This is a genomic window from Canicola haemoglobinophilus (assembly GCF_002015075.1).
In the GTDB taxonomy this organism is placed as follows: Bacteria; Pseudomonadota; Gammaproteobacteria; order Enterobacterales; family Pasteurellaceae; genus Canicola; species Canicola haemoglobinophilus.
Genome location: NZ_MUXZ01000041.1, coordinates 1 through 20,104 on the forward strand (window position 1 = coordinate 1; position 20,104 = coordinate 20,104).

The 20,104-nt window shown below is 35.3% G+C and carries 21 protein-coding genes and 1 pseudogene; 13 read left to right on the plus strand and 9 right to left on the minus strand.

The features are described 5' to 3' along the window. The 3 genes and pseudogenes from B0186_RS09835 to B0186_RS09845 all read right to left on the minus strand — a co-directional run. Positions 1-978: ATP-binding cassette domain-containing protein (locus tag B0186_RS09835; RefSeq protein WP_143411960.1), on the minus strand; the 978-nt coding region annotated here is incomplete at its 3' end. 9 nt (positions 979-987) lie between these two features. Then, a pseudogene (locus B0186_RS09840) lies at positions 988-2,150 on the minus strand (efflux RND transporter periplasmic adaptor subunit). 48 nt (positions 2,151-2,198) lie between these two features. After that, positions 2,199-2,741, minus strand: a complete 543-nt coding sequence (locus tag B0186_RS09845; RefSeq protein ID WP_143411962.1) for a hypothetical protein — start codon at positions 2,739-2,741, stop codon at positions 2,199-2,201. Positions 2,742-3,304: 563 nt separating this feature from the next. Here B0186_RS09845 and rplM point away from each other — a divergent pair. The 7 genes from rplM to B0186_RS09880 all read left to right on the plus strand — a co-directional run bounded on the left by rplM (position 3,305) and on the right by B0186_RS09880 (position 7,433). Beyond that, entirely contained in the window at positions 3,305-3,733 is a 429-nt protein-coding gene (rplM, locus tag B0186_RS09850; RefSeq protein WP_078219204.1) for a 50S ribosomal protein L13, read from the plus strand. Between the two features lie 16 nt (positions 3,734-3,749). Beyond that, complete coding sequence (rpsI, locus tag B0186_RS09855; protein WP_078219205.1) at positions 3,750-4,142, plus strand: 30S ribosomal protein S9; 393 nt, start codon at positions 3,750-3,752, stop codon at positions 4,140-4,142. A gap of 161 nt (positions 4,143-4,303) precedes the next feature. Next, positions 4,304-4,942, plus strand: coding sequence for a stringent starvation protein SspA (sspA, locus tag B0186_RS09860; protein WP_078219206.1), 639 nt, complete (start codon positions 4,304-4,306; stop codon positions 4,940-4,942). A gap of 7 nt (positions 4,943-4,949) precedes the next feature. Beyond that, complete coding sequence (locus tag B0186_RS09865) at positions 4,950-5,408, plus strand: ClpXP protease specificity-enhancing factor (protein WP_078219207.1); 459 nt, start codon at positions 4,950-4,952, stop codon at positions 5,406-5,408. Positions 5,409-5,513: 105 nt separating this feature from the next. Beyond that, positions 5,514-5,804 (plus strand): YcgL domain-containing protein, encoded by a 291-nt coding sequence (locus B0186_RS09870; protein WP_078219208.1) that lies wholly within the window; start codon positions 5,514-5,516, stop codon positions 5,802-5,804. A 32-nt stretch (positions 5,805-5,836) separates the two neighbouring features. After that, positions 5,837-6,640 carry an exodeoxyribonuclease III gene (xthA, locus tag B0186_RS09875; RefSeq protein ID WP_078219209.1) on the plus strand — a complete coding sequence of 268 codons (804 nt, stop codon included), beginning with the start codon at positions 5,837-5,839 and terminating at the stop codon, positions 6,638-6,640. A 10-nt stretch (positions 6,641-6,650) separates the two neighbouring features. Further along, the gene (locus B0186_RS09880) at positions 6,651-7,433 is read left to right on the plus strand and encodes a TIGR01619 family protein (protein WP_078219210.1); all 783 of its coding nucleotides are present in this window, start codon (positions 6,651-6,653) and stop codon (positions 7,431-7,433) included. A gap of 55 nt (positions 7,434-7,488) precedes the next feature. Here the strand turns inward: B0186_RS09880 and prlC are convergent, their stop codons facing one another. Further along, on the minus strand, positions 7,489-9,528 hold the full coding sequence (prlC, locus tag B0186_RS09885) for an oligopeptidase A (RefSeq protein ID WP_078219211.1): 2,040 nt from the start codon (positions 9,526-9,528) through the stop codon (positions 7,489-7,491). Between the two features lie 141 nt (positions 9,529-9,669). Here prlC and B0186_RS09890 point away from each other — a divergent pair, with 141 nt between their 5' ends. After that, the gene (locus tag B0186_RS09890; RefSeq protein WP_078219255.1) at positions 9,670-10,032 is read left to right on the plus strand and encodes a YbaN family protein; all 363 of its coding nucleotides are present in this window, start codon (positions 9,670-9,672) and stop codon (positions 10,030-10,032) included. Positions 10,033-10,096: 64 nt separating this feature from the next. Here B0186_RS09890 and B0186_RS09895 read toward each other — a convergent pair whose 3' ends face one another. From B0186_RS09895 to B0186_RS09915, 5 genes are all read right to left on the minus strand, one after another. Then, positions 10,097-11,326 carry an aromatic amino acid transporter gene (locus B0186_RS09895; protein WP_078219212.1) on the minus strand — a complete coding sequence of 410 codons (1,230 nt, stop codon included), beginning with the start codon at positions 11,324-11,326 and terminating at the stop codon, positions 10,097-10,099. 67 nt (positions 11,327-11,393) lie between these two features. After that, positions 11,394-12,809, minus strand: a complete 1,416-nt coding sequence (tnaA, locus tag B0186_RS09900) for a tryptophanase (protein WP_078219213.1) — start codon at positions 12,807-12,809, stop codon at positions 11,394-11,396. Between the two features lie 60 nt (positions 12,810-12,869). Continuing rightward, positions 12,870-12,959 (minus strand): tryptophanase leader peptide, encoded by a 90-nt coding sequence (tnaC, locus tag B0186_RS12240; protein WP_078219214.1) that lies wholly within the window; start codon positions 12,957-12,959, stop codon positions 12,870-12,872. 189 nt (positions 12,960-13,148) lie between these two features. Continuing rightward, complete coding sequence (pta, locus tag B0186_RS09910) at positions 13,149-15,287, minus strand: phosphate acetyltransferase (RefSeq protein WP_078219215.1); 2,139 nt, start codon at positions 15,285-15,287, stop codon at positions 13,149-13,151. A 66-nt stretch (positions 15,288-15,353) separates the two neighbouring features. Further along, positions 15,354-16,550, minus strand: a complete 1,197-nt coding sequence (locus B0186_RS09915) for an acetate kinase (RefSeq protein WP_078219216.1) — start codon at positions 16,548-16,550, stop codon at positions 15,354-15,356. 370 nt (positions 16,551-16,920) lie between these two features. Here B0186_RS09915 and B0186_RS09920 point away from each other — a divergent pair, with 370 nt between their 5' ends. From B0186_RS09920 to B0186_RS09940, 5 genes are all read left to right on the plus strand, one after another. Further along, the gene (locus tag B0186_RS09920; protein WP_078219217.1) at positions 16,921-17,244 is read left to right on the plus strand and encodes a hypothetical protein; all 324 of its coding nucleotides are present in this window, start codon (positions 16,921-16,923) and stop codon (positions 17,242-17,244) included. Continuing rightward, a complete protein-coding gene (locus B0186_RS09925; RefSeq protein ID WP_078219218.1) occupies positions 17,245-17,700 on the plus strand; it encodes a hypothetical protein in 456 nt (151 codons plus the stop codon). It begins immediately after the preceding gene. Positions 17,701-17,828: 128 nt separating this feature from the next. After that, on the plus strand, positions 17,829-18,878 hold the full coding sequence (locus B0186_RS09930) for a DUF6396 domain-containing protein (protein WP_078219219.1): 1,050 nt from the start codon (positions 17,829-17,831) through the stop codon (positions 18,876-18,878). Positions 18,879-18,991: 113 nt separating this feature from the next. Continuing rightward, entirely contained in the window at positions 18,992-19,426 is a 435-nt protein-coding gene (gene yfbV / locus B0186_RS09935; protein WP_078219220.1) for a terminus macrodomain insulation protein YfbV, read from the plus strand. Positions 19,427-19,600: 174 nt separating this feature from the next. Next, positions 19,601-20,101, plus strand: a complete 501-nt coding sequence (locus tag B0186_RS09940) for a CvpA family protein (protein ID WP_078219221.1) — start codon at positions 19,601-19,603, stop codon at positions 20,099-20,101. Positions 20,102-20,104 lie beyond the last annotated feature (3 nt).

Here is a 20,104-nt window from a genome sequence, read left to right on the forward strand (position 1 = left end):
GGTTTCGAACAGGTGTGGTCTATCACCAAATCCAGTTCCATTATAAATATCCATTGTATTGGTTCCCAAGGAATTGATATTTGCCAAGATTTTTTGTTGTGAACCGTTGCCTAACGCAACCACAGAAACCACAGAAGTTATAACAATAATAATGCCTAACATGGTGAGCAGCGCACGCAATTTATGCGCAATGATAGCTTGAATAGACATTTTAAAAGCTTCAATAAATTGGTCTTTGTAGTAATAAAAAGGATCTTTTTTTACTTCGGGAAACTCAACTTTGGCGGATATTTGTTCTGATTTTTTGGTATCAGCAATAATGCGTCCATCTTTAATCTCAATAATACGATTTGCAAAATTAGCCACTTCTTTGTCATGGGTCACTAAAATAATCGTATGTCCCTCATGATGTAATTGTGTCAGGATCTCCATGACCATTTTGCCACTTTGGCTATCAAGAGCGCCTGTAGGCTCATCGGCTAAAATGATTTCACCACCGTTCATTAACGCACGAGCAATACTCACTCGTTGCTGTTGCCCACCAGAAAGTTGGTTAGGTTTATTTTGGATACGTTCTGCCAGCCCTAATTTTTCTAATAAAAGTGCGGCTCGTTTTAAGCGAGTTTCTTGATCTATGCCTGCATAAATTGCGGGAAGCGCTACATTTTCAAGTGCGCTCAAGGTTGGCAGTAAATTATAACGCTGAAAAATAAAGCCAAATTTTTTCTGGCGTAAATCAGATAATTGTTCATTATTTAATAAACTGGCTTCTGTTTGCGAAATTTTATATGAGCCAGAAGTGGCATTGTCTAAACAACCAATAATATTCATCAAAGTAGATTTACCTGAGCCTGATTGTCCAATAATGGCAACAAAATCACCTTTTGTAATTTCAAGGTTAATATCTTTTAAAACTTGGCTCCGATTTTCATTTTTACCAAAGAATTTATTGATATTGTGCATTTCAATAATGTTCATATCATTTCCTTAAAACATTCTTGGTTTGCGTGTATTACCAACTTTTTCGCCATTTTCTAATTGAGAAGATATGACTTTTTCGCCTTCTTTTAAGCCCGATAAAATTTCACTGTACGTATCATCATTTAAACCAATTTCAACTTCACGTTGCTCAACTTGATTATCATTATTCAGCACATTGACGAAATAAGCATGATTTTGCTTTTGTAATGTGATAGTCGGAATAACCAGAGCATTTTGCACTTCTGTAATGCTAATGGTATTTTGCGTTGTCATACCGAGGCGTAACTTTTGATCCTGATTATCAATAATCACATTGGCATAATAATAAATAGCTTTGGTATCAGAAATACTTTCTGAATATTCATTATCTGTAAGCGTTGTTGGCGCTGGATCGACAGATGATATAACCCCTTGGTAAAACGTATCGGGTTCGGCAAGAGTGCTAAATTTGACCTTCATTCCCGACCGCACTTTACTTATATCGCCCTCGGATATTTCAAGTTTGATTAATAATTTTTGTAAATTAGCGACTTGTACGATTGTGGGCGTAGTTTGGTTAGCATTGACAGTTTGTCCTTCGGATACAGGAATAGAAATAATGGTTCCACTAATAGGCGACAGAATTTTGGTGTAAGCCAAATTTGTTTTAGCATTATTCACATCGATTTCTGCTTGTTTAATAGATGCTTGGATAGCTTGAATTTCAGCCTCAGCAATGGCAAAGGTATTTTGAGCATTGTTCAATTCATCTAAACTTGCAGATTTTTTGCATATAAGTTTGCAATTCGATTATGTGCAGATTTAGCAATATCATAAGCAATTTGTTTAGCTTTAAATTGTGCTTGATAAGAAGCAAGTTGTGCTTGGGCAGTATTTAAGTGATTAAGTTAGGTTGTGGAGTCAATTTCAGCAATAAGATCGCCTCGTTGAATTTCTTGTCCCAAAGTCACATGCATTTTCTCGATTTTTCCAGAGACTTGCGCCCCCACTTCAACTCGATTGTATGCCCTAATTGTGCCAGTTGCGATAACAGAGCGTTGTAAATCCTGACGTTTTACTGTTTCAGTGAGATAAATAATATCTTTTTGCTTAGAATAAGAGAGGTAAAAGTAACTAGAGATAGCAATAAAAGAAATAAATAAAAGTATTAAAAAGGTTTCGACGCCTATGGATAGATAATAAAAAAATCCCTATTGGAAGTCAATAGGGTTTTTAGCCTAGTTATAAATTGATGTATCTACGTGTTTGAATTGACCATTTTTAAATTTTGTTAAGTCTTCAATGATACGCTTAACATTGGTAACATCAAAAGTAATGCTTTCTATCATACAAAATCCATTCTCACCTAATACAAAACACACATCTAAGAAATTTGAATGTTGGCTTCCTGAATGGAAAGTATAAACAGAATAACCATTTATTGTTTTTGCTCTACCAATTTCTTTATCAAATTGCTCTGATCTTGACTTTGCTTTTATATCCCAATCAAGGAATTTATTCAACAAAACTAAATGTTGCTCTAATGATGTATCAGGGATAGTTACATTTGCAGTTTGAATATTGCCATAGTTATCACGTTTATACGTCTCCATTTTATAATGAATAGCTTTAGAACCATCATCAAAATCCAAAAGAGAGGCTGTAGTAAACATTGGTGTGTAATTAGATGCAACAGAATTGTATGCAAGCCCCTGTACATTAGAACTAACTTTTGTAAGTTTGCTTGCTGTTGTACACCCAACCAATAACCAATAACACACTAACCAAACCAACTAAAAATAACTTTTTCATATCGTTCTCCAATTTTATAAATAAGGAATAACATTCTACCAACTCCCAAAATTATTTCTGTGATCTATATCTAGATTATAAAATCTATGCATAAAAATACGCCATAATTTCCGCCCCATCAATCGCCCCCTCAACGTAACTTTTCGCCCTAGCAAGCTCTCTAAAATAAAAGATTTGGTTTTCATAAAGCTAATTGTATGTAATTCATCAAGAGCGCAAATTTTAAAATGATTTTATTAAGAAAATATTAAGTAAAAATGAATGAAAGTTCGTTCATTTTTGCAAATTCTAACATTTCTTTTTGCAGAAACGAAAGTTTAATTTTGTTTGAGTAAATTATTTTAATTAATCAGTACAAAAAATTCGCTTTTATAAAAAATCTCTTGTATAATCGCCCGACCCTGTGAATGTGTCGGATTTCCCACCGCACATTATTTTATCGAGATCGCACTCGAAGGGGTGAAGATTAAGATTGATGGTTGTGCTTAATGTAAGCACTGGGTATTAATATTATTTTATTGGTAATTAATTAATGAAAACTTTTGTAGCAAAACCAGAAACGGTTAAACGCGACTGGTATGTAGTAGATGCGACAGGTAAAACTTTAGGTCGTTTAGCGACTGAATTAGCACGTCGCCTTCGTGGTAAACATAAAGCTGAATATACTCCACATGTTGATACAGGTGATTATATCGTTGTTATCAATGCAGAAAAAGTTGCAGTAACTGGTAACAAAGAAAGCGATAAACTTTACTACTGGCACACTGGCTATGTAGGTGGTATTAAACAAGCGACTTTCAAAGAAATGATCCAACGCCGTCCTGAAGCAGTGATTGAAATTGCGGTTAAAGGTATGTTGCCAAAAGGTCCATTAGGTCGTGCAATGTTCCGTAAATTAAAAGTGTATGCTGGTTCAGAACATAACCACGCAGCACAACAACCACAAGTTTTAGATATTTAATCACGAGGTTAGGAAAATGGCAGAGAATCAAAACTACGGTACAGGTCGCCGCAAAAGCTCTTCAGCTCGTGTATTTATCAAACCGGGCAGTGGTAAAATTGTTATCAACCAACGTGAATTAGACGTATATTTCGGTCGCGAAACATCTCGTATGATCGTACGTCAACCATTAGAATTGGTTGAATTAACTGATAAATTAGATTTATACATCACAGTTAAAGGTGGTGGTATTTCTGGTCAAGCGGGTGCAATCCGTCACGGTATCACTCGTGCGCTAATTGAGTATGATGAAACATTACGCCCTGTATTACGTGCAGCTGGCTTTGTTACTCGTGATGCTCGTCGTGTTGAACGTAAAAAAGTTGGTTTACACAAAGCACGTCGTCGTCCACAATACTCAAAACGTTAATTTTATTTTCGTTTTATATACAGAATTGCAAGTCAAATGGCTTGCAATTTTTTTTCTTTTTTTATGGGTAAATTCCCATTGAAGTTTATGTATTACCCTATCATTTATGGTAGAATAAGCGACCTTTTTATCAATTTAATTTTTGGTCGTCGGAGGAAAAGATGACAAGCGCTGCAAATAAACGTTCAATAATGACTCTTTTTTCAGATAAAGTTGATATTTATTGCCATCAGGTTCGTATAGTTTTAGCTGAAAAGGGCGTTGCCTATGAAACAGAAACTGTGGATCCGAGTTCTATCTCTGAAGATTTAATGGAATTAAATCCTTATGGCACAATTCCTACTTTAGTTGATCGTGATTTAGTTTTATTTAATTCTCGCATTATTATGGAATATTTAGATGAGCGTTTTCCATATCCTCCATTAATGCCGGTTTATCCTGTTGCACGTGGTAAAAGCCGCTTATTAATGTTACGTATCGAACAAGATTGGTATCCAGTATTAGAAAAAGCAGAGAAAGGCTCAGAGAGTGAAAAAGCTAATGCATTGAAACAATTAAAAGAAGAAATTTTAGCAATAGCACCAATTTTTAGCCAAACTGCTTATTTTATGAGTGATGAATTTAGCTTAGTTGATTGTTACATCGCTCCATTATTATGGCGTATGCAACAACTTGGAGTTGTATTTACAGGCACAGGCAGCAAAGCGATTAAAGCTTATATGGAGCGAGTTTTCCAGCGTGATTCTTTCTTACAATCTGTTGGCGAAGCGACACCTAAAAATTTAATGGATGACAAATAGGATCGATATGTCGCAAAAAACTTTACCTAAACGCCCATATTTATTGAGAGCATATTATGACTGGCTTGTTGATAATGATTTCACGCCTTATCTCGTTGTAGATGCAACTTATTCAGGTGTAAATGTTCCTGTTGAGTACGTTAAAGATGGTCAGATTGTTTTGAACTTGTCTGCTAATGCAACGGGTAATTTCGTATTAAATAATGAAGCTATTCAATTTAGTGCTCGTTTCCAAGGTGTACCTAGAGATATTTATATTCCTATGGGGGCAGCGTTAGCTATTTATGCTCGGGAAAATGGCGATGGCGTAATGTTTGAGCCTGAAGCTATTTATGATGAATTAAATACAACTAGCATAGACGAACAGCCTTTGAGTTTTGCTGAGGCTGTCGATCAAAAGCAGCAACCTAAAAAGACTAAATTAAAAGAAAAAAATGCTGCACCTCATTTACGTATAGTGAAATAGGGCAAAATGATTATCTTTTTGAACCGCACTTGAAGTGCGGTTTTGTATTTTCTAGTTATTGAAGTTATTTTATTAGACACGGTTAAATTATATAAAAGGTGTTTTATGTTATGTGCAATTTATAAAAGTAAAAAAAAGGAAGGAATGTATCTTTACGTTGCTAAAAGGGATTTTTTTGATGATGTTCCAGAGGAGTTATTGTTTGTATTTGGAGTACCTATTTTCGTTATGTTGTTTAATTTAAATGGCCATAAATCTTTAGTTAATATTGACAATAAAACGGTTCAACAACAAATTTTAGAAAAAGGTTTTTATTTACAAATGCCAAAGCAAGAAGAAAACTTATTAGAGAAATTTAGGCAACAAAATTTTGGTAAGTTTGAAAACAATGTATAATGATCCCTCTTTTTAATCTTTTAGGAAGATACATGAAATTTATTTCATTCAATATTAATGGGCTACGAGCTCGACCTCATCAATTAGAAGCAGTTATCAATAAATATCAACCTGATGTTATAGGACTACAAGAAATTAAAGTCGCTGATGAAGACTTTCCTTATCAATTGGTAGAACACTTGGGATATCATATTTATCACCATGGACAGAAAGGGCATTATGGTGTTGCATTGTTGTTAAAACAAGAAGCAAAAGCCATTCGTAAAGGATTTTCAACTGATGATGAAAATGCGCAAAAACGTATTATTATGGCTGATTTAGAAACAGAGTTTGGACTGTTAACTGTGGTTAATGGATATTTTCCACAAGGTGAAAGTCGTCAGCATGAAACAAAGTTCCCAGCTAAAGAAAAATTTTATGCTGATTTACAGTATTATGTTGAGCAAGAGCACGATAAGCATAATCCTCTTTTAATTATGGGTGATATGAATATTAGTCCAACTGACTTAGATATTGGTATTGGTGAAGAAAGTCGAAAACGTTGGCTACGCACAGGAAAATGTTCCTTTTTACCAGAAGAAAGAGAGTGGATTAACCGTCTATATAATTACGGATTAACCGATACATTTCGTCATAAAAATCCAATGGCCCATGATAAATTTTCGTGGTTTGATTATCGTTCTAAAGGTTTCGATGATAATCGAGGTTTGAGAATAGATCATATTTTAGTAAATTCAATATTGTTAGATCGTTGTATTGATACTGGTATTGCATTGGATATTCGCGCAATGGAAAAACCTTCAGATCATGCTCCGATCTGGGCAGAGTTTAAATAAGGAAATATAAATGGAAATTGAACAAGATTGGCAAAGCTACCGCTCAACGATTAATGAGAATGCGGCTATTTTTTCGGTAAATTTAGGACTTTTTGAGCAATTTCCAGCCGTTAATCATATATGTGAAATTATTGTTCAATTTGATGTCCCTTATCTTTCGGATGACACAGGATTACCTCAATTAGAAACCTATGTGGATTTACAGCAAAATTTATTAAAAATCTCCACTCTAATTTCAGCGCAACCTAATGTTTATTATGCGGGAAATATCCTTTGTAATGGCAATGCTACACTCTATTTTTATTGTAATGATGCTCTAGATGTTACTGATGTTTTGGATTCGAGTTTCCCACAAGCAACTCATATTCAAAAGCAATTTGATCCTACCTGGGATTTGTATTTTGATTTTCTTATAATTTCTCCTTTAGAAATGAAATTAAACGCTACAACAGAGTTATTAAATACATTGAAAAATAGTGGTAAAGATCTCTCCAATAATTATCAAATTGAGCATAAATTTCATTTTTTGAATGAGCAGAATCTTTCTTCATTCCTTGAATATATATCGACAAAAGCAATGCCGCTTGGTGATATAAGACTTTCATCGGAAACTATTTCTATTCATGAAGAAGAGGAAGGTTATACTGTTAAATTAGTACAAGAACTCAGCTTGGATAATTCTTATATTTTCCAATTAGTTAAAGAATTTGATGCGTTAGCCTTTCAATATGAAGGTGATTATATTGGCTGGGAATGCTTGGATGTGTTAATTGATAAGCCACAGCTAAACTAGCTTTATTAGTAACAAAAAGCAGATCAATTGTGATCTGCTTCTTAATTTTATTACATTAGTTCATAATACCCTTATGGCGTAGCAAGGCATCTAACTTCGGTTCACGACCTCTAAAGCGTTTGAATAATGTCATCGGTTCTTCTGAACCACCGCGAGTTAAGATTTCATCTAAAAATGAATGCCCCGTTTCTGCATTAAAAATACCTTCTTCTTCAAAACGAGAATAGGCATCAGCAGATAAAACTTCAGCCCAAAGATAGCTGTAATATCCTGCCGAATATCCGCCAGCAAAAATATGACTAAAGCTATGAGGGGTTCTCGCCCAATCGACACCTTTAATGACTGCCACTTCAGCTTTAACTTGTTTTAATGTATCTAAGATTTGATTTTGTTTACTCGCATCAAAATAGTGATGTAAACGGAAGTCAAACAAGCCAAACTCTAACTGACGTAAAACAAATATTGCAGCTTGGAAGTTTTTGGCTTTCAATAATTGCTCTAATTTTTCTTTTGGTAATGGCTCTCCTGTTTCATAATGACCAGAAATAAATGCTAGCGCCTCTTCTTCCCAGCACCAATTTTCTAAAAATTGACTTGGTAATTCCACTGCATCCCAAGGAACACCATTAATTCCCGCAACATCAGCCACATCAATTTGAGTAAGCATATGATGAATACCATGTCCAAACTCATGGAATAAGGTTGTGACTTCATCATGGGTAAATAGCGCAGGTTTATCCCCAATTGGCGCATTGAAATTACAAGTAAGAGAGGCCACAGGTTTTTGAATTGTTCCATCAGCTTTACGCTTGCGACCAATACAATCATCCATCCAAGCGCCACCACGTTTATTTTCTCTTGCATAGAGATCTAAATAAAAACTTCCTCTGATTTCATTGGTTTCATCAATTAAATCAAAGAAACGCACATCTTTATGCCAAGTTTCTACATCAAAACGCTCAACAGCACGAATATTGAAAATACGTTTCATTAATTCAAATAATCCAGAAATGACTTGATTTTCAGGGAAATAAGGGCGAAGTTCCTCATCGCTAATTGAATACAAATGTTGTTTTTGTTTTTCGCTATAGAAGGTAATATCCCAAGGCTCAAGTGCGGTGATATTATAATTTTTTTCACAAAATGCTTGTAATTCAGCTAATTCTTTTTGTCCTTGTGCTTTTGAACGCTGTGCTAAATTATCAAGAAAATCTAAGACTTGCTGAGGATTTTCTGCCATTTTTGTGGCAAGAGAGAGCTCAGTATAAGTATCAAAACCTAATAGGTGAGCAAGCTCAACACGCAAGGTCAAAATTTCTTGCATCACATCTGTATTATCCCATTTCCCTGCATTTGGTCCCTGTTCGGATGCTCGAGTAACAAAAGCACGATACATTTCTTCACGTAACTTTCTATTTTCACAATAAGTCATAACAGGCAAATAACTTGGAAACTCAAGAGTAAAGCGATAACCTGTAAGCCCCTTAGATTGTGCAGATTGTTTTGCTGCTTGTAATGCACTTTCAGGCAAACCAGTTAATTCCTCTTCGTTTTCAACAATCTTCTCCCAGCCCATTGTTGCATCCAATACATTATTACTGAATTGGGCATTTAGTTCAGATAAGCGAGCAACAATTTCGCCATATCTTTGTTGTTTTTCTTTAGGTAGAGAAATTCCAGATAATTCAAAATCACGCAACGCATTTTCTATCGACTTTTTTTGCGCTACGGTATATTGTGCAAATTCTGGGCTATTTTTCAGTTGCATATAGGCATTATATAAACCTTCATGTTGCCCTAGCCAAGTGCTGTATTCGGAAAGAAGAGGTAAGCAAGCCTGATAAGCATCACGCAATTCAGGGCTATTTTTTACCGCATTTAAATGAGAAACAGGCGACCAAGCACGACTTAGTTTTTCCCCTTCATCACTTAACACTTGAATAAAATTATCCCAAGTGAAGTGCGGTTGCTTTAAGACATTTTCTATTTTTTCACGATTTTGTTGAATTAAGGTTTCAATTGCGAGTTGAATATGTTCTGGCTTAATTTTTGAAAATTGTGGTAGTTCTGAATAGGTTAATAATGGGTTAGACATAAAAAATCCTTAAATAATAGCTAGCTATTTTGAGTAAAAAGTTCTGAATAGATTGGGAATCATTTTACAAAATCAAGGTTGAAAAATCTAAAAAAAATGCGCATAATTGAAAACTATTTTTATTTTTTATTAGTTGGCTATATGAAAATTGTTTATTTAGGCTTTGGTTTTATTTTTCTAGCATTAGGTATCCTTGGTATTGTTATGCTCGGACTACCTGGTTTCCCTTTTTTATTGTTGACTGTTTTTTGTTTTAGTCGAGGTTCAGATCGTGTACATAACTGGTTTCTACAAACAGAAATATATAAAAAACACGTTCTACCTTTTAAAGAAAACAGGGGAATGTATAAGAAGACCAAATACAATATTTTGATTTTTGCCACTATTATGATGGCAATCGCTTTTTACTTTACGCCGAGTATGGTTGGAAAGGTCGTTATTCTGATAGCTTTAGTTATTAAATATTGGTATTTCTTTTTTAAAATTAAAAATTTAGAAAGTTGATTAGTCTTTAAAAAAAGAACCGCACTTTGTTGTGCGGTTTCTTTTTTGAACTTCTAAACATTATTTATCCTTTGAAAGCCGGTAACATACCAAACATGGATAGGAAGTGGAATAGTGCGGTAACTATACCAAATAGAATCACTAATAAAATAGTGACATTTCCCCCTCCAACCATAAATCCTTGTTTACCATTAGCTAATTTGCGAGATTTATAAGCTAATAATGCAGGGATAATGCAAGCCCAAATCGTTGCTACAGCTCCAGCATAACCAATGGCTTTTAAGAAACCTAATGGGAATGCAACAGACAAGATTAATGGCGGAAGGAAAGTAACAGCCCAAGATTTCGTTCTTCCAACTTTGCTATCATCAAATTTAAATAGGTCAGCTAAGAAGTCAAATACGCCCAATCCTACGCCAATAAATGAAGATAAAATGGCAGCAATAGAGAAGGCATTAATAGCTTGTTTGACTGAAGCTGATTCAATTACATTGCTTAATGCGCCTAATAACACATCTAAATTACCATCGCTGGCAATAACTGGTGCAAATTGATCTCTTGGTAAATTGCCAAAAATAGATAGAACCCAAAGTAAATAAAGCGCTAAAGCAATAGTGGTTCCACCTAAAATAGCTAGTTTAGCTTTATTTTCATTTTTATAGTAGGCTCTCATTGTGGCTACGGAGTGATGATAACCGAAGGAGGTTAAAGCAACTGGTAATAAACCCATTGCGTAAATTGCGTAGCTATTTTCAGTGCTGGAATTTGTATTAAGCAACACGGCTAAATCAATGTTTTTGGTTAAGCCAAATACGCTAAATACAAAGGAGAGTGCCATAAAAATAATTAAGATAACGGAAATACGATCGACGATACGAGTTGAATGCCAAACAAAGAAAGAGAAAACCAAGACGAAGATAATTGACCAAACTCGAGAGTCAAGGCTAATCATTTCACTTGTCAGCCCACTTAAGATACTGCCTGATGCTGTGGTGTAGGCGTAAAGGAGAATACCGCCTACAAAGTAAACAGATAAGTTATTTATAATGTTGACATTATTACCCAATAAGTTTTTGGTTACCGTATTAAAAGAAGCACGGAAATCAAAATGTTTATATGCTTCAAGTAATAACCAACCAGATAATGTCATACAAAGCATGGTAAATCCAATTGTCAAAATTGACCAAATAGTCCATGCACCAGCGCCTGATGTAGGTAAACCTAACATACCTGCACCGACACAGATACTCGCTATAATGCAAGCGCCGCCGAAAATAGAAGGTGTCTTTTGCATAATTTAGAACCTTTAAAAAATCTATAAAAAAACACCGCACTTTTAATTCAAAGTGCGGTGTCAAATTTTAAACTTCTTTCAATCTAGCCGTGAAATGACGCAATACTTTTGGCTCATAAGTAAAATCTAAGCCTTTAATATTTTTTGCATTCTCTTTCACTTGTTTAAATGCTTCGATAATGAAGTCCATGTGTGTTTGCGTATAGGTTGCACGAGGAATAGTTAAACGTAACAATTCCGCTGGGCAAGGTAATTGTTTACCTGTTTTTGGATCACGACCTAATAGGAAAGAACCAATTTCTACCGCACGGATACCTGCTACTTTATATAGTTCACAAGCTAAAGCTTGAGCAGGGAATTGTTCCGCTGGAATATGTGGTAATAATTTACCTGCATCCACAAAGGCAGCGTGTCCACCCGGTTGCTGGCAAACAACACCAATTTCTTCTAAACCTTGCACAAGGTATTCAATTTGGTTAATACGATAAGCTAACCAGTCTTGACGCATACCATCACGTAAACCAACAGCTAGACGTTCCATAGCCCCACCTTCTAAACCACCATAGGTAGGGAAGCCTTCTTGTACTACGCAAAGCGTGCGGCATTCGTTATAAACATCCTCCATTGAGCTATCTTTAAAGCAGAGTAATCCGCCCATTGGTACCATAGCATCTTTTTTCGCTGACATAGCTAAGGCATCTGCATATTTATAGCTTTCGTAAGTGATTTGCTCAATTGTCCAGTCTTTATATTCTGGTTCACGTTGTTGAATGAAGTAAGCATTTTCAGCAAAGCGAGCAGAGTCCATTACTACAGGAATGTCATATTTGCGAGCGATCTGATACATGGCTTTCATATTAGCAAGAGAAACTGGTTGCCCGCCTGCAGAGTTACAAGTAATAGTACATACAATGTAAGGAACATTATTTGCACCTACTTCTAAGATGCCTTGTTCTAATTTTTCTAAATCAAAATTACCTTTGAAATCATGTTCAACACCAGTATCAAAAGCTTCTTTAATATAAGTGTTACGAACAGTTGCGCCATTCAATTGGCTATGACCTTGTGTAGTATCAAAGAAGTAGTTAGAGAAAACCACCATTTTGCTACGATCTAAGCCTTTTTCTTGTTCACGCTTTTTGATCAAGACAGGAATATAAACTTGCTCAGCTCCACGACCTTGGTGGGTTGGAATAGTATATTCATAACCAAAGATTTCTTTAACAGCATTAGCAAGTGCGTAGTAGCTGCGGCTTCCACTATAAGCCTCATCACCTCTTAACATCGCAGCTTGCATATCTTGAGTAACGGCACCTGTGCCACTATCAGTTAATAGATCGATAAAAATATCTTCACTGTCTAATAAAAATGGGTTCATCCCCGCTTTTAAAATAGCTTCTTCACGATAAGCTCTTGTAGTACGTTTTACAGGTTCAATAACGCGAATACGGAATGGTTCTGGTAAGTGTTTAAAATTTTCCATGATGAGATCCTCAAATAATAATTGATAAAAAATGAATGTGTCTTCCCGAATAGGAACTGATTATTTGTATTGAGGAATTATGGGAAAGTAGAGGGAGAGTTTAGGATCTATCAGTATCCAAACTTGATTTGGCGATAAAACTGTTGTCACGGCTTATCCCTCTTTGTAGACATGAAATATAACTTATTTCTAACAGTAGAGATGATAATTTAAGCAAGTTTTTTGTCATCTAAAAAATGTCAAAGTTGTGATCTCAGTCAAATTTTTCAGCAAAAAAATAGGGCTCAACAAAATAGAGCCCTATAAGTGCTAAAAGTGCGGTGTTATTTTACGATGATTTTATTGTGTTGCTTGGATTGCAGTTAATGCAATGGTGTACACAATATCATCAACTAATGCACCACGAGATAGGTCATTAACTGGCTTACGCATACCTTGTAGCATAGGACCAATAGACACTAAGTCTGCAGAACGTTGCACCGCTTTATAAGTTGTATTACCTGTATTTAAGTCTGGGAATACAAATACTGTCGCTTTACCTGCAACTGGTGAGTTTGGTGCTTTAGATTTCGCCACATCTTCCATTACCGCAGCATCATATTGTAATGGGCCATCGATTAATAAATCAGGACGTTTTTCTTTAGCTAAACGAGTTGCTTCTTTTACTTTCTCAACATCAGCACCAGAACCTGAAGTGCCTGTAGAGTAGGAGATCATCGCTACTTTTGGCTCAATACCAAATGCTTTGGCAGAATCTGCAGATTGGATTGCAATCTCAGCTAATTGTTCTGCCGTTGGATCTGGGTTAACTGCACAGTCACCATAAACAAGCACTTGATCAGGTAATAACATAAAGAAGATTGAAGAAACAATCGAGTTACCTGGCGCAGTTTTAATGATTTGCATTGGTGGGCGAATTGTATTTGCTGTAGTATGTACCGCACCTGAAACAAGACCATCTACTTCATTAGCTTCAAGCATCATAGTCCCTAATACAACAGCATCTTCTAATTGCTCACGAGCAGAAGTTTCAGTCATACCTTTCGCTTTACGCAACTCCACTAAACGAGCTACATAGTTTTCACGCACAGAGGCTGGATCAATAACAGTAATACCTTTACCTAACACAACGCCTTGAGCTTCCGCAACACGTTTAACATCTTCAGGATTTGCTAATAGGATACATTCTGCGATACCACGCTCAGCACAAAGGCTAGCTGCTTTAACTGTACGAGGTTCGTCGCCTTCAGGTAATACAATACGTTTTTTCGCAGCACGAGCTAATTCCGTTAATTGGAAGCGGAATGCTGGTGGCGATAAACGGCGGGTACGAGTTGATGCGGCAACTAAATTCTCAATAAAGGATGCCTCAAATTGCTCACTAGTATATTGTTTAATATTTTCAATACGTTCTTTATCATCAACAGGCACTTCAAGATTGAAACTTTGGAGTGCTAAAGCTGTCTGCCATGTATTGCCTTCAATGCGGAAAATTGGTAAGCCGGTATTTTCAAATGCAGGTTGGCATAATTTTTTGATTTGGCTATCAATTTTATAACCGCCAGTTAATAAAATACCACCTAATTCAATACCGTTAGTTGCAGCAAGTGCTGAGGCGGCTAGTACATCTGGACGATCCGCAGAAGTAACCAATAGGCTACCTGTTTTGAAGTGTTCAACCATATTTTGTAATGAACGAGCACAGAAAGTAATACCACGGATACGGCGAGTTTTAATATCGCCTTCGTGTAAAATAGATGCACCTAAATGGTTAACTAAATCAATTACTCGAGTAGCAATCAATTCTGCATTCCATGTTACACAAGCAAGCACTTTAATTGGGCTCTTTTCAAATAGTTTATAAACTTCTTGAACATTGTTATGGCTATGTTGATAAGCATCAAAAATTTCACTCAAGTCTGGGCGAGTACGTCCAGATTCATCAATTGGTGCATTAAATTTATTAATCACAACGCCAAGTAAATTTGGATTGTGTTTTCCACCAAATTGAGATGCTGCCGCTTCGATACGCTCTTTTAATTCAGCTGGCGTTTCGGTTGCAGGCGCTGCAACTAAGACGATTTCAGCATCTAATGCTTGTGCAATTTCGTAGTTAATGCTATTTGCATAACCATGCTTACGTGTTGGAACTAAGCCTTCAACAATAATTAAATCATTGTTTTTCGCTAATTGTTGATGATTTTCAACGATTTTTTCCAGTAATACATCAGACTGATTTTGACCGATAAGATTTTCAGCAACACTCAACATAAATGGTTCAGCTGTTTCAAGTGTTGTACTTGTACGAACAATAGATGTAGTGCGGTCTAATTTATCTTCGTCTGTGCTTGGTTGTGAAATTGGTTTCATAAAACCAATTTTTGCACCTTTTTGCTCAAGAGCATGGATTAAACCTAGACTGACACTGGTTAAACCAACACCAGCACTGATAGGAATAAGGATAATAGTACGTGACATAATAAGCCTTAAATAATGTTGTTAAAAAAGAAACTGCCGAATTTATCGGCAGCTTGTGAATTTAAATTAGAAACTTAAACGAGCAGTATCTTGTGCAATAACAAGTTCTTCGTTTGTTGGGATAACCATTGCGACTGGGGTATTGTCAGCTGTAATTACACCTTCATTACCGAAACGAGCAGCTAAGTTTTTCTCATTATCAACTTTATAACCAAATAGTTTTAAATGATTTAAAGTATTTTGACGAACTAAAAATGAGTTTTCACCGATACCGCCAGTAAAGACAATCGCATCTAAATTTTCACCAATAACAGCCATGTATGAACCGATATATTTTGCTAAACGATAGCAGAACACATCTAATGCACGTTTTGCAGCATCTTCTTTGTCATAATTATCTTCAGAATAACGACAATCGCTTGTTACTTCAGTTAAACCTAATAAACCTGATTTTTTAACTAAAGTTTCTTCAATCTGAGCAACTGACATACCTAACGTATTGTGCATATAGAAAATAATTGCTGGATCAAGATCGCCAGAACGTGTGCCCATGACTAAACCTTCTAATGGAGTAAAGCCCATTGAAGTATCAATACATTCACCATGACGAATAGCCGCAACAGATGCACCGTTACCTAAATGGCAAGTAATTACATTAACTTTATCTTCAGCTACATTTAAGCGTTTTGCAGCTTCACGGCTTACAAAGTAGTGGCTAGTTCCGTGCATACCATAACGACGAACACCATGCTCTTTGTATAAAGAATATGGAAGAGCATATAAGAATGCTTCTTCTGGCATTGTTTGGTGGAATGCAGTATCAAATACGGCTACGTTATTCTCTTTTAAATGAGGGAATGCTTTAAACGCTTCTTCGATACCGATTAAATGAGCTGGGTTATGAAGAGGAGCAAACTCAGCTGCATCTTTAATACCTTGAATAACTTCATCAGTAATCACAACAGATTTAGTATATTTCTCGCCGCCGTGAACAATACGGTGACCGATAGCTGCGATTGAGTTTTTAAGATCTTCAGTTAAGATATTTGAAACGATAAAGTTTAATGCTTCACTGTGTGCTGCACCGGCACCTAAATCTGCATTACCTTTCTCACCGTTAAGTTTCCACTTAATGCGAGCATCTGGTAAGTAGAACGCTTCTGCTAAACCTGATAATTTTTCATCACCTGAAACAGGATCAAGGATAGCGAATTTTAAAGATGAACTACCGCAGTTAAGGATTAGGACTAATTTTTGAGACATACGTGACCTATCTTGAAAGTTAAGTTAAAAAAGAAATTCATTTGCTCAAAAAACACACTAAGCAAATGAATTGACATAAAAGTCTTTGACTTGCATAGAATACACTTTTCAGCTAATAAAATAAATTAGCAAAATTAAAAAATGCGACTTTAATCAAAAAAAACTGCAAATTTTCAAAAAAAATTGCTATGTAACCTCGGTTAAAAATAAATAACCTCCCTATTGCTAAGTCTTGCTAAATGATGCAAATTGCTCTAAAACTACTGGATAGATTGTCTTTTATCCCTGTAAGAATGAAATCTAATCTATATCAGCTAACTTTTCAATGACTTAAGAACCATAGATAAACTGCAACTTCGGAGGTATAAAAATGACTAAAAAATGCTATCAACACATTATTTTACTGTTATGTATTTGTAATGCTTGCTTAGTAGGCGTTATCTATTTTTTTACTAGTGAAATTGGAGTCGTGAGAGTAACAACGGAATTTGGTGTGGATTATGGAATATTTGACAAGAAAAAAGATATGCACAGAATTTTTTATATTGAACCAGTTGGAGAAAGGGATTTAAATCAATTATTAGAGGAAGCATTTAATGATTTATTAGAGTTTTGCTCTGCTGCTAGAGAAGATACAAGCATATATAAAGTGTCTTGTGGTACAGAATTGAAAAATATATTTTTGGGCAAGTAAATGAAAGCATATAAATTAATATTTTGTTTTTTAATAAGTAATTTTCTATATGCCAATGAAATTGATGATATAAAGAACGATTATTATATTGATAATGAATCATATATTCAGTTCTTGGATTTAGGGAAAAGTATTTGTTTAGATAATGTTTTAAAAAAACAAATTGGTGATGAATTTAAAAGCGATTACTTTTCTGAAAAACACTATCAAACATTGTTTTCTTTAAACTCTAAACTTAAGCGATATTACAAATGGCGAGATTTGAAAATAATACTAGATGATTTCTATAAAAAAAATATAGATAACCACATAAAAAAATACAAGACAAAAGATGAGTATTTTAAATTAAGTTATAGCTCGCCTTTGTTTATATGTAATACATTGTTCTCAGAAAGTGCTGAGTTGAAAAACTTGTATAATGAATTTATAGATAAGTATAACCTATTGAATAAATGAGCATACAGTACGTAATGGAGGGAAGATAGAGTGAGTTGCAAAGTCATTCGCCATTGCAAAAATAATGAAAAAATTGACCGCACTTTTATGCTTAAAAAGCAAAAGAGCGGTTGATTTTAGGGGAAAATATGCAAAATAAAATCAAAATCTTACCGCTTGTAACAATGCTAGCCTTAACAGCTTGTGCAGCCCAACCTCAACCCAGCGTGGCACAATCAAATCCACAATGGAAAAACCTCGAAATCCAATGTGTTCACGAAAAACGCCCAGCGATTTCGCCTGAAACCAAACAGCTCTATGATTATGCCCTTTATCAAGACTTGCATAATATGTGGAGCGGTAAAAAGGGAGATGTCATTTGGCAAAGTATCTTACCTTATTACCGCATAGCGGCAGCCAATGGAGATTATAAAGCTAATATCCGTTTACAATATTTATTAAAAACGCAACGAATAAAAACAGATAATAACATTAACGAAGTATTGGCGTTGAATGAAATGCTATCCCAGCAATTACCTGCAACAGCCTATTACAATACCTATCTCTATTTGCAATTAGGCTATGGAATCAAAACAAAAGAAAAGTTGGGGCGTTTTGCGTTTTTACGAAAAGCGGCTGAAATGGGAAGTCGAGAAGCTCAATTTGAGTTGGGAAATCTCATTTTATCAATCAAGGATGACAACAGCTTTAATGATAGAATGAAAATCTGGGAAGTACTATTGAGTTGCTCGTCAAACCAAGGCTTTAGTGAGGCTGGTGAATCGCTCGGTATCCTATATCAAGATGATAAAAAATACTTAAAGGCAATCCAGTATTATCATCAAGGAGTAAAGAATGGTAGCAGTATTGCGGGCAGAATGTTAAAAAAAGGATTTAGCGGTAAATATCCTAAAGAACACTACGATTATTTGGGGAATATCCGAGATTTAGAGCGTGCCAAACGCTATGAAATGATCGAAGATTTCCTTTTCAGCTATGATTATTTATTTCCAACCGTTCCTGATTTAGATGAAATCGTTCCTCTGCCTCCAGCTAAACTACCACCTTGGGACGGAAAAATCGCTTTCCAACGTTGGTTTGAAGGCCCGCCCCCAGAAAAACCAAGTGATGAACTAATGCAGAAATTAGCTAAACAAGCAGGATTAGATTGGCAAACTGGTTTGCCATTGAAAAAATAATGGAAAATTGCACCGCACTTTAGAGGGATTTATTAAAGTGCGGTGTGATAAAATTTATAATAAATCACCGTTCCCCTTGTTTTTGGTTTCCTTATTAAAAATTATAAATATTTATGTATAAAACATTAAAATTAGGTCAGTACTATTTAAAAACTTGGCCTTCAATACCTAAACTGAACATTATTTTCCCTGAGCATAGAGTGATTAAAGTTACTTTGTTTGGGCAACGATTTATGCCGTTTTTAGCGGTGTTTTCATTAGTTTGGCAACAAATTTATGCAAAGCATGATATTGTTGCGCTAGCTATTGCAGTATTAACCGCATTATTTGCGCTTAGTCTGCCATTGCAATGTCTATATTGGCTTGGCAAACGAGCAAAATCGCCTTTACCAGTACAAACAAAAATTTGGTTTGATAAAATAGTCGAGGCGTTACAACAAAAAAATATGAGTGTTATGCCTGTTGAAAACGCAACATACCAAGATTTAGCTGAGGTATTGCGTAAAGCTGAACAGAAGTTAGATGCTGAGTTTTGGCAAAATATTTAATTTTTATTCATGGATTACTTGTCATGAGCAATTTTCATCTTTGTTATGTCATAGTAATCCTTTTTCTTTTGGTTAAAAAATTTATATAAAGCGCAAATTTAAACTACGCAAACGTTTTCCTTTTTTGCTAGAATATGCGCCGTTGTAAATTGATAGGATTTTAGAGGTTATCTAATGAACAATTATCTTGATTTGGTTATTATCGGAATCGTTTTATTCTCTATTGTTATCAGTTTATTACGTGGATTTGTCCGTGAGGTTATGTCGCTAGCGAGTTGGGTCGCTGCTTTTCTAGTAGCAAGTAATTTTTATCCCTACTTAGCCAATTATTTAACTCAATTAGAGTCACCTTATGTTCGTAATGTAGTGGCAATTGCGATTTTATTTATCGCAACTTTGATTGTTGGTGCAATGGTTAACTATATTGTGGGTCAATTAGTTGATAAAACGGGCTTAACTGGTACAGATCGTGTTTTAGGTGCTTGCTTTGGATTATTACGTGGCGTATTGATCGTTGCAGTATTGCTGTTTTTTATTGATTCTTTCACAAACTTTGCGCAGAGTGATTGGTGGAAAACATCAAAATTAATACCGCACTTTAGCTTTATTGTGGAATGGTTTTTTGAACAAATACAAGCAAATTCAAATTTAATAAATTCAACATTGAATAAATAAGGA

What these genes read in the sequence shown, in the direction of transcription:
- xthA (WP_078219209.1), top strand. Translation starts at nt 5,837, where the DNA reads ATGAAATTTATTTCATTCAATATTAATGGGCTACGAGCTCGACCTCAT.
- B0186_RS09940 (WP_078219221.1), top strand. Translation starts at nt 19,601, where the DNA reads ATGAACAATTATCTTGATTTGGTTATTATCGGAATCGTTTTATTCTCT.
- B0186_RS09870 (WP_078219208.1), top strand. Translation starts at nt 5,514, where the DNA reads ATGTTATGTGCAATTTATAAAAGTAAAAAAAAGGAAGGAATGTATCTT.
- rplM (WP_078219204.1), top strand. Translation starts at nt 3,305, where the DNA reads ATGAAAACTTTTGTAGCAAAACCAGAAACGGTTAAACGCGACTGGTAT.
- B0186_RS09915 (WP_078219216.1), bottom strand. Translation starts at nt 16,550, where the DNA reads ATGTCTCAAAAATTAGTCCTAATCCTTAACTGCGGTAGTTCATCTTTA.
- B0186_RS09920 (WP_078219217.1), top strand. Translation starts at nt 16,921, where the DNA reads ATGACTAAAAAATGCTATCAACACATTATTTTACTGTTATGTATTTGT.
- B0186_RS09895 (WP_078219212.1), bottom strand. Translation starts at nt 11,326, where the DNA reads ATGCAAAAGACACCTTCTATTTTCGGCGGCGCTTGCATTATAGCGAGT.
- sspA (WP_078219206.1), top strand. Translation starts at nt 4,304, where the DNA reads ATGACAAGCGCTGCAAATAAACGTTCAATAATGACTCTTTTTTCAGAT.
- B0186_RS09865 (WP_078219207.1), top strand. Translation starts at nt 4,950, where the DNA reads ATGTCGCAAAAAACTTTACCTAAACGCCCATATTTATTGAGAGCATAT.
- tnaA (WP_078219213.1), bottom strand. Translation starts at nt 12,809, where the DNA reads ATGGAAAATTTTAAACACTTACCAGAACCATTCCGTATTCGCGTTATT.
- B0186_RS09880 (WP_078219210.1), top strand. Translation starts at nt 6,651, where the DNA reads ATGGAAATTGAACAAGATTGGCAAAGCTACCGCTCAACGATTAATGAG.
- B0186_RS09925 (WP_078219218.1), top strand. Translation starts at nt 17,245, where the DNA reads ATGAAAGCATATAAATTAATATTTTGTTTTTTAATAAGTAATTTTCTA.
- prlC (WP_078219211.1), bottom strand. Translation starts at nt 9,528, where the DNA reads ATGTCTAACCCATTATTAACCTATTCAGAACTACCACAATTTTCAAAA.
- rpsI (WP_078219205.1), top strand. Translation starts at nt 3,750, where the DNA reads ATGGCAGAGAATCAAAACTACGGTACAGGTCGCCGCAAAAGCTCTTCA.
- B0186_RS09930 (WP_078219219.1), top strand. Translation starts at nt 17,829, where the DNA reads ATGCAAAATAAAATCAAAATCTTACCGCTTGTAACAATGCTAGCCTTA.
- pta (WP_078219215.1), bottom strand. Translation starts at nt 15,287, where the DNA reads ATGTCACGTACTATTATCCTTATTCCTATCAGTGCTGGTGTTGGTTTA.
- B0186_RS09890 (WP_078219255.1), top strand. Translation starts at nt 9,670, where the DNA reads ATGAAAATTGTTTATTTAGGCTTTGGTTTTATTTTTCTAGCATTAGGT.
- yfbV (WP_078219220.1), top strand. Translation starts at nt 18,992, where the DNA reads ATGTATAAAACATTAAAATTAGGTCAGTACTATTTAAAAACTTGGCCT.